The sequence below is a fragment of the Thermicanus aegyptius DSM 12793 genome, from assembly GCF_000510645.1.
GTDB classification, from domain to species: Bacteria; Bacillota; Bacilli; order Thermicanales; family Thermicanaceae; genus Thermicanus; species Thermicanus aegyptius.
On record NZ_KI783301.1, the window covers coordinates 2,004,783 to 2,018,945 of the forward strand.

Genomic DNA, 14,163 nt, shown 5'->3' on the forward strand with positions numbered 1-14,163 from the left:
ATTACGGACTGGAGAAACTATCTAAAACACTCGCGTTGCCGACCACAAACTGCGTGGATTTCTTGACCCCGAAATCACCCTTGGAGGAATCGGCAACCATTTCGACATCCGCCACCTTGTACTGGAGCAAAGTATGACCCGTTTTTCCTTTGGAGAAGAACTGGTTCTTATCTACCGGAACTTCCAAACCGTCAATCTCCATCGGAATTTTGTCCGTAGTCATGTAGGATGGCAGGTTGAAGGTCGTGGTGTACTCTCTTACGACCAAAATTGTCGAGTCTTCGTTGTAGAAGCCTTTACCGACAGCTAGATCGCTCGACCCCCTTATAGCATTACCAAGAGTCGCTACGATATCCTCGGTCAGTTTGGCTCCAGTGCCGCGCTCGAAAGTGTTAAAGACGTTGTCATCACCGAGGATGTGCATCCGAGTCAAGGCTTCCTTCAATTCGGTCGGCAGGTTGTTCAAGTTGCGATTGCCATTGACCCCCACCAGCTTACCACTGCGCACTTCCAAAACATAAGTTTTTACCGATTCATCCGATTGCTCCGCCACAACTTTTCCTTGTTTACCACCATACTCCTTACCGCCAATCACCGGCTTTCCATCCGCATCGAGCGTCACCTTCCACTTGCCCTTAGCTTCATCCTTAGTCGCATATTTGGATACGAAAGCTTCATTGATTGCATCGGTCGAGTAGGTTGTGTCCGGATTCCAAGTATTTTTCAATGCGGAGTTACCAATGTCCAAAGCGAAGGTCTTCAGTTCAAGCTGACCTTTAACATCGAAGCTCGTGGTTACCGCACTGCCTTTGTAAAGAACCTCTTTGTCTGCTGCATTAAGACTCTTTGCTAATTGCTTGGCGTTCGAATCAGTGGCGACCGACATACCTGTTACGGTCGGATTTACATCGACGTTGACGAATTGAGCAACATTGTACGAGACAGGTTTGATCGGGCGAAGTCTATCTCCTGCGACAAAAGCGACACTTGTGTTGCCGTTTTGATCGTCATACGCCATCAAGACTTCTGGATTGACCTTCAAAGTCTCCGTACTTTGATTCGTCTCCCAATGCTTGCCGTTGACTGACTCCGAAGCATTTTCAAAAGTCTTCGGAGCGGCACTATCTTTCGGAATGTAACGCTGGAAGGTTACGGTCGTATCGTAGTCAGCCGTTGTATATTGGCTTGTAGCGTCAAATGTTCTTGGCTCCCATTTGTAATGCCAGTGACCCCCATCCTTGGTGTCATGATACCAATCCTTCACCCTGCGATCTTCGGTGTAACGGAACGGATCAACACCGCTATCGACCCCATATTGGAACAAGAAGCTCTTGGTTACCGTTGCTTGTCCGGCAGGGGAACCTGCGGTTGCCGAACCGATACGATTATTGAACAAGATCATGTTATTTACCCAAGATGCAAATTTATTGTTGCTGATTGTGCCGTTGTCCTTTAGAGCTAACAGGTCTCCGGCAAGGTTGAACTCGGCTGACGTGTTAAAAGGAGAAAAGCTGCGATACAGTGTATCATTGAACAACTTAGCTCTACTGATTGCCCAAGGAACTTGGCTCAGATTAGGATTGAGTAACTTAAAGGTCACATCTGATGGCGATACGCTTGGGTTTATGAACGTCTCAATCGGAAGTTGGAGACTGAACGTTGCCGGATTCTTAGCCGATGGAGAAATATCTTCCCAATACTTCGACAGTCGCCATTGCGGAACTTCAAGTTTGCTCTCGACCTTTTCATCTTTAGAAGTAGCTTCTTGTGCTTGAACGAATAAGGTGATTTGAGCATTGGAGAACTCACCAGTGCCTTCATATTTGTTTTCTACCGATGATGATCCCGATGATTCGTCTCCGCCCAAATACTTGTTCAGATCGAGCGGCAAGGGAGTATCATACCCCAATCGAATTTCCCAAGTACTCGCCCCCGGAGAAGGAACAGGAATGGTTAAATCTTCGCCTACAGCTTCCTTTGTTAATACCGCTTTATTAATATTCTCATTGTCCTTCTTATCAACTAATGTGAATCTTGCGTCTTCGTCAGGAAGAATTGTATAAGTCTTCCCTTTATAAGTTACTTCCATTCCACCCCGAATCACGGAATCCGAATCATTATTGATATCAAGAACACCTAAATATCTTTCACTATGTTCCGTCCATCCGTTTACTGGAACATTGAAAACCTCGTTCGTAGGATTGCCATCTTTATCGACTACTGTGACATTCAATTGAGCATCGATTGCTGGCGTATTGGCTTGCTCAGAATCCCCATACCCCCAAGGCTGGAAGCCCCAACCACCAAATGGATTTTTGGAAACCTCTTCCGACAACGGTACACTGTCGGTTACCGGCTTTAAGGTTCTGGCATAGTAATCTCTTGCATAGGGGCGGAAACTGAACTGCAGGTTACCATTTTCCTTGTACGGAGAAGAATCACTTCTTCCACCTTTTGGGGCTCCGCCTTTCACTACAGCTTCATACTCCCGATTTGCAGTCAACCCTTGAACAACCTTATCGGTCGGGCGAGCTTTTTGTCTTATCCAAAGATACCAATCGGTCGCTTGATGCATTGGGATGAAGGCATAATTTCGGTCATAGGCAGAGCGATTGTCCTTTACACTTACCCCCACCACAGTCTGAGCAAAAAAGATCAGCTCACCCTTATTAAATTTATCCAACATCATTTGTTCAAAAGCACTATATTCATCTCCAGTAAGGATGCCTCTGGATTTAATAAGATCTAGATACCCCCAAACCATTAAACCACCGATGATTTGGGCATCGATTTCACTTTTGTCTTTCCGATTGGTGATATAATCTTCGATCATGGTTTTCAAAGATTCACCGATAACCCGATCACTCCCTAGTCCAGATAACGATCTATTCGAATTTTTTGGATCTATGTTGTAGAGGGCATCACCAATAATCTGTTCGAAGTAGTTGTAGTTGTCAATATTACGAGCAAGGTCGGCATACTTTAAGGTACGTTTCATCAATTCTTCATGACTCTTCCCGACAGGACTATTCGGATAGAGTGGATTATTTCCGTAGAGGGTCTTCACCCCTTGCCCCCGTTTGAAAGTAATTAAGCCCGAGCCTTGCTTTCTCCACAGGGTATCCGATATCTTACTTGGAGCCATATAGAACATCAAGTCTTCATAATCAAACTTGAAGGGATCTTCAAGATCAGCAACCCCTGAGGAATTTGATAAGACCTTCTCGCCACTTGGCTTTACCTTGTTCGGAATGAAACCGAACTGAAGGACTGCAATTTGATTTGATGTCTGAAATTCTCCCGCTGGAGTCGGAGAAGTCGGTGTTCCTGGTGCAGGATCAGTTCCTCCGATACTCGCGATACTCGAATCTCCTGATGCGTAGACTGATACAGGCATTACTGCTGAAAAAAGTGAAGTTAAGAGTGTCGTAACCAATAAAAGACTCATCAATTTTGTTTTAGCTATCGATTTTTTGCGATTGTTCATATACCCCATGAGACCTCCAAATGCAATTATCACTGATACCCCAAACAAGATGACTAAATAAATGATTGGGTCGCCGGTATACGGCGTGCTTGCCGAACCTCCAAATACCACTCCAGCACCTAAAATGACTCTGGTAATCGGGGATTTGGCGTCAATAGCGACCGTCTCCACTTTGCCCGTATCGTTGTCCTTAATCATGTACGACTCGCCTGGTGCTACGGCAAAGGTTTTGGGTTTCGTTCCTTTGTACTGCTTGTCAGCGATCTTGGGGACGTTGATGACTGAGAAGCTGTAAGGGTTGCCATCCTTGCTGATTTCGAGAACATGTTTCGGCTGAATCGTGCCCTTGATGCCCCCTTTACCCCCTTGGACGGAGAGAGAAGCGGAAGCAAGCTTAATATCTGCATACTTGGCGTTGGAAACCTCGAGTTTGTACTGTCCGTCAGCTAATCCTTGGATGGTCGTGCTGTCAAGATTGAGCGTATGAGTGCTCGTCACCCCATTTGCATCCGTTAGGGTGAGGTCGAACTCCGACCAAGCTTTGCTCAAGTCAGTATTAGCATTGGTCGACAGAGAAACAGCAATCTTGCTATCGGATTTAGAAGTTGCTGATTTGAAAATGATGGGCAGGATGACCGCAGACTTCTGTATTCCTGCAACCACTGGTGCCGGTAGCTCGACCTCGGCTTTGTTGGAGCCATTTATTGCTGTCAACCCCTTTGAGGATACGAGGAACTTCCATGTCAACTTGTCGGTGTCGAGCCAGATCATACCGTTGTCGTCTGAAGTCGCTTGGAATGAGCCTTTGCCCTCCAACAGCTTGATCTCGACAGGTGTCTTCTTTAACGGAGTGCCGGACTCCGATTGAAGCGAAAGACCAACCTTCTTCGGGTTGGTTACCAAAGATGCTGTGAGCGGGTTGAGCTTGGTTGCGGTCAGGTCTCGGAAAGCTCGCTCATCGTTGTCGCCCTCAAAATAAGTGAACTGGTCGATGGTAAACTTGACGTGAGTGTTCAACTTGAGATGGTAGCCATTGAAGTTAATCTCCTCGATGATGCCATCCGTCTTTCGCAAGATTAAAGCCAATTCATCGCCAAATCGATACCCCGGATGATTAAAGATCAGGCGGTACTTCCCGTCTTGGTAATTCTGGCTGTTGCCTGTAGCGGAACTGATTAACTTGTCGGTCTGGACATCCCAAAGCTCCAAGGTGAACTCTGGAATGTAGGTACTGGTATCGGTCGGATAGTAAATGTCCACATACAGACCGTCCGTTACAACCCCTTGACTATTGTCAGTCAACTGCTCGGGTTGAGTGGGTAGACTGGACTCACTAGTCGGAGTGGGATTGGTGGGAACTGTGGTCTCTGTGTTTCCGGTTGACTCAGCGGCGAAAGCTGAAGCTGAGAACAGCGAGAAACATAGAGCCAGTGAAGCCATGATGGTAAACAACTTCCTCATTCTCTCTTCTCCTCCTTGGGAAATCTTAGATTGGATCGGGATGCCTTGATGGTTGGCATTCAATCTCCCTGATAGATGTAAAATTGATTGGGATTTAGATCGAAAACGTGAATGAACTCCGTAAGAAATGTTGGGAATTGAAAAAGACGGTGCCGGGTGGGACACCGTCTCGGGATGCGGAGTAAAGTGTTTCTTCAGCAATATTCATTTTGCAAAATCCACTGAGTGCAATATCCTAAAATCTGGTGGGTATACCCCCAGTAAATATTGGTTCACGATTACGTTTAAAGTCTCAACCTGTTTATCAAGTCCGTTGTTCGCACTACTGAATATTAATCAGTCCTATCGTTACTACTTGTATTTTTTCTTAATTTCCATGTCCAAAAGAAGAAAAGATCTCTGAAAAAAATTTTCGGAAAATACTAAGGCGATGTCGCTCAAGACATCGCCTTAGTACTCACTATCCTATTCAAATAGAGTTCCAAAAGTGGGCTGCGAAATAACATATGATCCGTTGGATATGGCTTTTTTAGGATCTGCTTTCCTAAATGCCCCCGAACCCGTTTCCCACCATTCTCCGTTGATTTGAATCAACACTTCTGCGTGGTTGTTTCCACCAATAATCATGGTGTTAAAGCCTAGACTGTCGAAAACGGCTGAATACGTCTCGGCTATTGGATCACAATCAATTCTGTTCAAAATTAGTGCATCATAGAGAGAACGAGGTGTCCCGTCAAGCGGATCAGTCTTACCTTGGAGCAAGTCAATTGCAACTGTTGATGCCTTACTTACTGTTCTGATCACATCCTTACTGACACCCGCTTTAACAAGTTCACCGATACTTCCTTCAGCAATTTTAAGACCAATATTTCGTTCGGATCGATCCCTCCGGTCTCCTGACCATCTCTCACCTTCAAGAAATAACTCGTAATACTCGTTGTACATTCCACCAAAGACAACATCGTCAAACCCCTTTAAAGCGTCCTCTACAATCGCGAGAGACTGGTCATATTCAGATTGAGTTGATACTCCATACGTATGACGACCATACTTTACCTTAATTCCGTTAATTACCTGTTGTGAAGCTTGATCGGTATTTCCTGCACTTTCAATGTAAGCGGTCATTGTTGACCCATCCCATTTTACCGCTGCGCCAAGGGCTTCGCTGACGAAACGTAATGGAACCATCGTATTCCCGTTGATGGATTGTGCCTTGGCGGTCAGTTTCACCGGACTACCATTGATATAAGCAATGTCTCTATCTAACGTTAATCTTATTACGGTATTGCCCTTGGTTGCGGTGACTGTTCGGGTTTCCCCGTCCCATTTGATCTCGGCTCCCAATTTCTCAAAGATTGCTCTCATTGGAACCATCGTACTGCCCTCGATGATAACTGCAGGTTGGGGGAAGGATTGGATTTGACCGTCCATGACTACGGTGACGTTATTCTCGGCTACGGACGCGATTCGTACTTCAGCCTTTTTATAAACTGGCGGTGGGGAAGCATGATTTGAAGGAGTGGACATCCCCATTTTTGCCTCAATGCTTTGTAATGTCTCGTTGATCGAATTCCCTTTTCCCCTAAGCTCCGTCAAACCATCCCCGCCATATTGAGCAATCACTAACTTAGTGTCCAAAATGGCATCCTTCAATCCAAATGTGAACCTATAGCTGATATCGTCATTCAATTTGTCATCAATAGCATGAAGGCTATTCGATATCGCTTGCAGATTCTTGGGACTCCATCCAATGTCCTCGATGGCTTTGATCGCCATTCGTAAATTGATCACAAGCTCATCTTCTTGGACTTGGATTTGCTGTGAAGCTTGAACAGAGGTTGGGAAATTGGGTAGATCGGGTGAGGTCGCTGCAAAAGCGGATACCCCTCCCATAGCGATATTGCTCAGCATGAACGAACTTATCAGGATTCCCTTTATAACGAGATCGAATGAACGTTTCGGCTTACTATGTCGAGTATACGTAGCTTCCATCTGCAATTTAACATCCTCATTTACATATGGCTTGTTTCTCATTAGGCTGACCTCCTTCATCGAACGTGTACTTCATGTAATGTAACTTAGATCGATTTTCTTATCGAAAAATTTAGAAAAAATCCCTATCTAAAAAATATCCGCTCCTATATTACACACTTCACTCAAGATTATCTTCATCCAAGGACTTACGCTTAACCAAAAGGCAACATTCAATTATCTTCAATTATCTTCGATGATCTCGCATCGGACACTTCACCGTGATAAAGAATATACTTTTTGATCCCCTTTAAGGAGAGCAGTCCTTTGTCCATTGACCAAGTAAAGGTATCAAAGGTGGCAACGAATAGATTTGACCAAGTGATAAAACCTGTGCCATCAGAACCGAAATAAATACCTTCACCCTCCGTATGCATAAGTAACGATACCGCTTGTCCAGAAACCGATTAGATCGATCAAAAAATCTGACCACCATCAAGTTTTTCTAAAAAGGCGTGGTATCCTTAACTTACAGAAATTTTGATTATGTTTCAAGTCGGATTTTTGAAATAAATTTTTACTCGTTATAAAAAATAAATCGACCAAAAACTCAACCAACGAAAAGAAGGTGCCAATTTTTATTGCACCTTCAAATGCGAACTTCTTTTCAATCAGTCTTGAAAGGGCTGACTCCAAACCTTAACAGCATCTGGTAAAGCAGGTTTAAGGGTAACCCCATAATACTGTAGAAGTCCCCCTCAATTTTTTCAATGAATACCGCCCCAATCCCCTGTACGCCGTACGCGCCCGCCTTATCTAATGGATCGCCAGTCTTTATGTATGCTTCAATCTCTGCATCGCTCATCGGTCTAAACGTAACCTTGCTAACAGTGTGACCAACAATTATTTCCGGCTCTCCGCTTGGCGACTCAGATATGATACGATACTGACCAATGTCTCCAAGGTGCATTGTGGTGTCATAGCCCCCCGCCTTGTCCATGGGTTCCCCGGTGGCGATGTAATCATCGATCTCCGCCTCGGAGAGAGGCCGCATCTTAACCCGAGTAGAGGAGTGCCGGATCTGCTCCTTGCCGGAAGCCGCATGAACCAATGCGATGCCGGTATAGACGGTGTGAACTTTGCCCTGTAAGAAGCCCAGCATGCGAAAGGCTTCCGCCTCATCTTTCGGTTTTCCCAGCGCCTTGCCTTCCGCAACCACAAGGGTGTCGGAGCCGATCACGAGAGAGTCGGGATGGGAAGAGGCGACCTCCTTTGCCTTCATGAGAGCGAGCCTTTCCACCATCTCGCCGGGAGAAAGATGGGGATCGATCTCCTCCTCGACACGACTCGATTGTATGGTAAAATGTAGGCCCAGACCGGCTAACAGCTCCCTTCGCCGGGGCGAAGAGGAGGCGAGAAGAATGGGCAAAGCATGTGATCTTACTTCCAAGATTCATTCCTTCTCTCATATAAACCTACGTCTAGTTTGTCCAAACAGTTTCATTATATCGGATTTTGGCCGATCCACCAAGGAATTCGACATGTTTCGCGCATTTTTGGACAAAAAAAAAGAAGAAAAGGAGAGAATGTTCGTTTCCGGGGATATAGAATGTTTTATGAAGGGTTTTTATAGGCTACATTCACCCCGGCGCTGGCCAACAGTTTCCTGTACTGGTCGAAATAGGTGAGGAGGGCTTGCTGGGATTGAAGAAGGTAAGACATCTCCGGATTTTTCACATATTCCACCATCCCCGTGATGGCCGTGTTCATCTCGGTGGTCATTTTAGAGACGAAACCTTTCTGCTCCTCGGTGAGGATGGGCTCGATCTGTTTCGATTCCAGGAGGAAGAGGCGGTGGGTCTCTTTAAACTTCTTCCATTCTTCATCGGAGATGTTCGCCTTCCCGATCACCCCCTGACCGCTCCAGGAGGCGGTCTTCTCCAACAGGTAGGTGCCATGGGTGAGGAAGAGATTTAGGGTGTCCATCTCTTCCTTTTTCGCGCCTGGAAAGAGCATCTTCCCGCCGGGAACGGAATATTCCTTGAGATAGATCTCCACCCCTTTATTTTGGAAATACCCGGCCAAGTTGAGGGCATCCTCCTTCCGATAACTCATCCCAAGAAAAAGACGGAAGCTCTCGTCATCGAAGAGGAGGGCGGGAAGTCCCTTTTTCTTCGCCTCTTGGAGGGCGGCCTCTCCCGCCTTGGGATCGGTAAAGACTCCCCCCTGAATGGCGTAAAAGGTGCGATCCGCCAATTGCAACTCCCCAGCCGCCGCTATGCCGGCCTGGGAGGGATCAAGGGCAACCTGGGACGAAGGAATCACCTTGGTTCCTTCACCCCCTTGACTGCCTTGTGCCGAGTTGGCCGGGGAAGATGGGGGAATATTGGTGGTTTCCTTTAGCCAGTCCCCGGAGACGAGAATCATCAAGAGGAGATAGCCAAAGAGTGAACCGAGGAGGATCGCTCCCATGATGGACGAGACAAACTTCAACCAACCGAGATTTCTCCTCTTCCGGTAAGGAGGAATCCCCGGCGGCTTTTTCCCAATCCCCGGTTCGTCGAAAATGGGGCCCACTTCGTCGAGATCTACTTCGTTTCGGGGTATGGGATCTTTCGGGGACCGGGTCTCTTTTTTCGGCGAAAAAATCATCTCCTCTCGGGAATCCATTCCGGGAAAATCGGTGTCCTTATGCTCCGTTTTTGGATCCGCCCTCTCCTCTTCCGTCACCTTCTTCTGCAGAACCTCCCGGATCAGGGTATCTAAATCCATGTTCTCCTCGATGGGGGGAGGGTCGATGCCGATCCGAAAAGGAGGGAGCGATCCTTCGTCTCCCTTCGCTGGCTCGCCACTGTCGTTTTCCTTTACCGATGCCGGTTCTTTGAAGGATTCTACGGTCGATTCGTTCATCGATCCATGGATGGGCTGATTGGTCCCACGGCGAGGTTTACGGGAGGTTTCACGGACGAAATCGTTTAGGCTTTGATGGGAGTTTTCCCGGGTGGTTTGATGAGGCTTTTTTTCATGATCCGGATCTTTTGGCCATCTTCGAACCGCCTCTTTTTCGATGGGGCTAGCGGCTTCGTTCCATTGCCGATACGGGACTACGATTAATTTCTCCTTGGTTACGACGCGGGCATTCTCTTCATTTTGATAACGTTCGAGACGCTGCCGGGCTCCTTCCCGGGATTGGGGAGAAAAGGCAAGTTTATTTCCTGATCCGCTTTCCTCTTTTTTCGGCTGCAAAACCAATTTGGGCTTGTTCATCCTCATCCCTCCCATTGCGAAACCTTACGCCTTGGCAGGACGCAGGTTTTTTTGTACAAGTATATGGGGAGAAACGAAATTTAGAACAAGCCTGTCCCGGGACCGCCGATTTTGAAAAAAAAAGAGCCTCCATATCCAGGCTCATTCGTCAAATGATCTCCATCTTCGTCTTATGATATCCATTGGATCGGTTATAAAAGGTCTCTGTTTATTTTATGCCCGGCTCCACCTACGGCAGAGGATACTCCCGCCATTTTGGAGAAACCAGATCCCGGTTCGATGGGTCGTAGTAGGCACTTAGTTGGATCGAGGCGGTCAGCTTCGTTCCCTGGAGGAGATTTTCCCCTCCCGTCGCCGCCGTTCCGAAGTTGACGGAATTGATGATCATGAACCGGGGGGATTTTTCAATCTCCTCCAGAAAAGCGTGAATCGACGTGTAAGTGCCGGTCACCATCATGTTAACCTGTACCTCTTTCACGTTGGGGAAGAGGGGTGTTGGGGAGCCGCCGTACTCATTCAAGCGGTTGAGATCGCTGTTTTGGAATTGGACGTTGGTGAGGCTAACCCCCGTCTTTCCTTCCGATTTCTTAAATTCTAGAATCAATTGCTCCGTATTATCCCAGATCGGGAGGGCCGTCATCTCTTTCTCCAGATCGTCCTGCTTCGGCTGGGATTCCACTTTTTCCTTCACCAGCCGGTTGAGTTGCAGCACCATATCTCCCTTCTGCTTTATTTCCTGGGTAAGGCTCGCCAGTTTCTCCTCCTTTCCCTGGAAGAGAAAGAAATAGAGAAGATAAGCCCCTATGAAAAGGAGGAGAAGGAGGAGAATCAGGGGAAAGGTTTTAGTAAACCGCTCCATTGCTCTCTCCTCCTTTCAAGGTGCTCCAATTTTCTGTTTCGGACTTCTCCCCTAACGAAAGATTGCCGAAAGCATTGGGAGCATCGGAGTTCTCTCCCCCGGCGGGGATTTCTCCCTGGCCGGAACTTCCCCCTTGGACGGGAGCTCCTCCTTGGCCGGGAGTTCCACCTTGGTTGGAGGTTCCTCCCGGAGCCGCATTTTCACTCTGTGGGAGAGTTTTTGGAGCGATGGGAATCGTATAGACCGCCTGATAAAATCTCTGCCCCCCTCCGGTCGGAGAGGCCGTTCCTTCCACCCATTTGACCTCACGAAGGGAGATCCCTGACGCTGCAAAGGAGAGGTGGCGAAGTCGGTTCAGATAATAGGCCGCATCCTCCATCCTGGAAAATCCGACGGCAAGCTCAATCGCCCCGGGTCGGGCATAGGAGAGGGAAGCAATCCATCCGCCATCCGGAAGGAGGGAGAGGGTTTCGTCCAAAACCTTCGGCACACTCAGACGGGCCTTGGCAGCATAGTCAAGCACTTCCCGCGGGGTGGCTCCTTCATGTTTTTTCGCGTTACTCACTTCAATCAGCTGTGCTTTCAACCGCTCTTCCTGCTGCTTTAGGGCGGCAAGACGCGCGCCCTGATCCTCCAGGCTTCGGTCCAGCTGTTGGGATGCGTACAGGGTGTAGAGAATGAGAAGATTCCAAATGAAAAAGGCGATCAGGATGAGAAAGGGAAGAAATCTTTCTTGCCTCCTCTCTCTAGGCAGGAGATTAACGTTTCTCATGGATCTTCCCCCTTAGAACAAGGCCGAGAGGCAGGGCATAATCTTCCAATTCCCCGTCTCCCCCATTTTCCAACGTATAGGAGAGGGGAACTTCCCTCACCGTCACCCCATCAAACTCCTGACGCAATATCTGAAGAAATTCCTCTTTTCCCGAATGTCTTCCAAAAAAATAGAGATGGGTCACCCTCTTTTCTTCTTCATGCATGTTATATTGGTAGAAATTAAACATCCTCCGGATCTCCGTCAGGACATCGTTCCAGCGGAGCGCCGGATTTCCTTGGGCTAGAACGAAATTCTCTTGTTCCAAGGTAAGGCTCCGCATAAACTCAGGGATTCCCCGATCGTAGATATAGAGTTCCATTCCCTCCTGGGTGAGATAGAGAATCATCATGCCTTCCCCGGCTTCCTCCGAAGCAAACGTAAGGAAACGAAGGAGGGAGAGGGAGGGAAGGTCGATCGCGGTGACATGAAGCCCCAATTCCTCCAACACATCCAGGTAATCGTTCAGGATCTTTCCCGGGGTAATAAAGAGGATCGCCTCATCCTCCTCTCCGTTCTCCCCTTTTTCCAGCGTATAGTCGAAAACAGGGTTTTCAAAGGGAAGATAGAGGGAACCGGCAATCTCCAATTCCAGATAACGGTAAAGATCCTTCTCCTTCATGGGCGGTACCTTTAGTTTGCGTATAAAGATATGGGAGGTAGGCAGGGAGAGAATCACCTGCTTCCCTTTTAGACGCTCTTCTTTCACCCATCCCTTCATCACATCATAAAGGAGAGCGGGATCGGTTATCCCTTCTTCCCGGACCAGTTCCTTCGGGAGGGAGAGTTTCCCTACCTTTCTTACCATTTTTGTTTTTACATCCTTCAGTTGGCAGTAGCGTATGTCCTGAAGAGTGAAGCTCAGTCCTATTTGTTGCATGAATGAAAACATAGGGATCCCCCTTGCGATGTTTGATGGTCTGAGGAAGGCCGAAACTCTTCTTCTCTTTTTTCCACGGAGGGATAGAGTAATTTCTTTCTCCATTGGTGGAATGAGCGGATTGCTATAGGGAGAAGTAGAAGGAAAAGATCGCATCGCCGAACAGTTCCGCCAGCATCGCTCCCAGCGCCAGAAAAGGTCCGAAGGGGATGGGGTCTTTTCGCTTCATTTTTCCCCTCAGGATGAGGGTCCCCCCCACCAAAGCACCGGCCAGAGAAGCGAGAAAGAGGGCGAGAAAGGCGGAGAGGGGGCCAAGGGCTAGACCGTACAAGGCGAAGAGCTTCACATCTCCCATCCCCATCCCTCGTCGGCTAATGAGTGCCGCAGAGAGGAGAATTCCTCCTGCAAGCACCATCCCGAGGAGGTAAGTCCAATAAGATTCCTCCCGGATAAAGAGGCGCAAAAAGGCGAAGAGAGGGAGGAAGAAGAGAAGGACTTTGTTCGGAATGAGCAGATAGGCCAGGTCGGAGATCGTAATGATAACGGAGAGCCCGGCGAGGGCGGCTGCAACCACCGCCTCCGGGGAAAATCCATAGACCAGATAGATGGCCGCAAAAAGTAGACCTGTGCTTAGCTCCCCCAACAGGTAGAGGGGAGAAATGGGCGCTCCACAGTGGCGGCAGCGTCCCCGGCTGATGAGAAAGCTAAGAACAGGCACCAAATCCCGTACCCCCAGCTGCTTCCGGCAGTGGGGGCAATGGGAGGGTGGATATAGGATCGATTCCCCTTTCGGCACCCGTAGGGCAACCACGTTAAAGAAGGAGCCCAGGGTGAGGCCGAAGAGGAGGGAAAAGATTATTAAGAGGAAAGTCATAACTGACCCCTTTTCTCAATATCAGATTTTCTTCATTTTCAATTTCATGGGCCAATTTCTTGATTTTTAGAGTGTATCTTTCTTAAGTACCTGATGTTGATGAACCTGCGGGTTTATTAAAATCTTTATCAAAGTTTTTTGTTCCATCCGAGGTAGTGAAACTGACTGATTCTAAAGTACCATCTTTATCAAATGTAACCGTGGCTGCAGTAATTTCTTTTCCATTTCCATCTTTGATATTTGTTGGGAGATATTTTCCTTCAAGATCCGTAAGTGTAACGGTTGCATTGGAAAAATCACCATTTTTTTCAGCCGTCAGATAGAGCCTCGCCGCTTCGTAGAGCTGTTGTGCCGTAGCTTTGTCTGCATCATCCTTCGTCTTATTAATCAGCCCCCCAATGCTTGGTACCGCAATGGCAGCAATGATCCCAATGATGATGATGACGGCCAAGAGTTCGATGAGAGTAAAACCCTTTTCTTCCTTGCTTACCCGTTTCAAACCATTGAACATTTTTCCATCCTCCTTTGATTAAACTTGTCATCTGGATCTATG

Annotated in this window: 9 protein-coding genes; all 9 read right to left on the reverse strand. The window is 47.6% G+C overall.

The annotated features are described in order from the left end of the window. Position 1: 1 nt before the first annotated feature. Positions 2-4,948 (reverse strand): hypothetical protein, encoded by a 4,947-nt coding sequence (locus THEAE_RS0110610; RefSeq protein WP_028987455.1) that lies wholly within the window; start codon positions 4,946-4,948, stop codon positions 2-4. 465 nt (positions 4,949-5,413) lie between these two features. Continuing rightward, positions 5,414-6,982 (reverse strand): copper amine oxidase N-terminal domain-containing protein, encoded by a 1,569-nt coding sequence (locus THEAE_RS22060; RefSeq protein WP_028987456.1) that lies wholly within the window; start codon positions 6,980-6,982, stop codon positions 5,414-5,416. A 604-nt stretch (positions 6,983-7,586) separates the two neighbouring features. After that, complete coding sequence (locus THEAE_RS0110625) at positions 7,587-8,369, reverse strand: Maf family protein (RefSeq protein WP_028987458.1); 783 nt, start codon at positions 8,367-8,369, stop codon at positions 7,587-7,589. A gap of 164 nt (positions 8,370-8,533) precedes the next feature. After that, a complete protein-coding gene (locus THEAE_RS0110630; protein WP_028987459.1) occupies positions 8,534-10,186 on the reverse strand; it encodes a hypothetical protein in 1,653 nt (550 codons plus the stop codon). A gap of 229 nt (positions 10,187-10,415) precedes the next feature. Beyond that, positions 10,416-11,045: a type 4a pilus biogenesis protein PilO gene (pilO, locus tag THEAE_RS0110635; protein WP_028987460.1), complete on the reverse strand. Its 630-nt coding sequence runs from the start codon at positions 11,043-11,045 to the stop codon at positions 10,416-10,418. After that, positions 11,029-11,817 (reverse strand): PilN domain-containing protein, encoded by a 789-nt coding sequence (locus THEAE_RS0110640; RefSeq protein WP_028987461.1) that lies wholly within the window; start codon positions 11,815-11,817, stop codon positions 11,029-11,031. The genes pilO and THEAE_RS0110640 overlap by 17 nt, the downstream gene beginning before the upstream one ends. Next, positions 11,804-12,748, reverse strand: coding sequence for a type IV pilus biogenesis protein PilM (gene pilM / locus THEAE_RS0110645; protein ID WP_028987462.1), 945 nt, complete (start codon positions 12,746-12,748; stop codon positions 11,804-11,806). The genes THEAE_RS0110640 and pilM overlap by 14 nt, the downstream gene beginning before the upstream one ends. A 112-nt stretch (positions 12,749-12,860) precedes the next feature. Further along, positions 12,861-13,610, reverse strand: a complete 750-nt coding sequence (locus THEAE_RS0110655) for a prepilin peptidase (RefSeq protein ID WP_028987463.1) — start codon at positions 13,608-13,610, stop codon at positions 12,861-12,863. A gap of 82 nt (positions 13,611-13,692) precedes the next feature. After that, positions 13,693-14,121 (reverse strand): type II secretion system protein, encoded by a 429-nt coding sequence (locus tag THEAE_RS0110660; protein ID WP_028987464.1) that lies wholly within the window; start codon positions 14,119-14,121, stop codon positions 13,693-13,695. Between the last annotated feature and the right edge of the window lie 42 nt (positions 14,122-14,163).

Bases quoted from the DNA above. Each gene is read 5' to 3' on its own strand.
- pilO (WP_028987460.1), bottom strand. From the start codon at position 11,045: ATGGAGCGGTTTACTAAAACCTTTCCCCTGATTCTCCTCCTTCTCCTC.
- THEAE_RS0110640 (WP_028987461.1), bottom strand. From the start codon at position 11,817: ATGAGAAACGTTAATCTCCTGCCTAGAGAGAGGAGGCAAGAAAGATTT.
- THEAE_RS0110655 (WP_028987463.1), bottom strand. From the start codon at position 13,610: ATGACTTTCCTCTTAATAATCTTTTCCCTCCTCTTCGGCCTCACCCTG.
- pilM (WP_028987462.1), bottom strand. From the start codon at position 12,748: ATGTTTTCATTCATGCAACAAATAGGACTGAGCTTCACTCTTCAGGAC.
- THEAE_RS0110660 (WP_028987464.1), bottom strand. From the start codon at position 14,121: ATGTTCAATGGTTTGAAACGGGTAAGCAAGGAAGAAAAGGGTTTTACT.
- THEAE_RS22060 (WP_028987456.1), bottom strand. From the start codon at position 6,982: ATGAGAAACAAGCCATATGTAAATGAGGATGTTAAATTGCAGATGGAA.
- THEAE_RS0110610 (WP_028987455.1), bottom strand. From the start codon at position 4,948: ATGAGGAAGTTGTTTACCATCATGGCTTCACTGGCTCTATGTTTCTCG.
- THEAE_RS0110630 (WP_028987459.1), bottom strand. From the start codon at position 10,186: ATGAACAAGCCCAAATTGGTTTTGCAGCCGAAAAAAGAGGAAAGCGGA.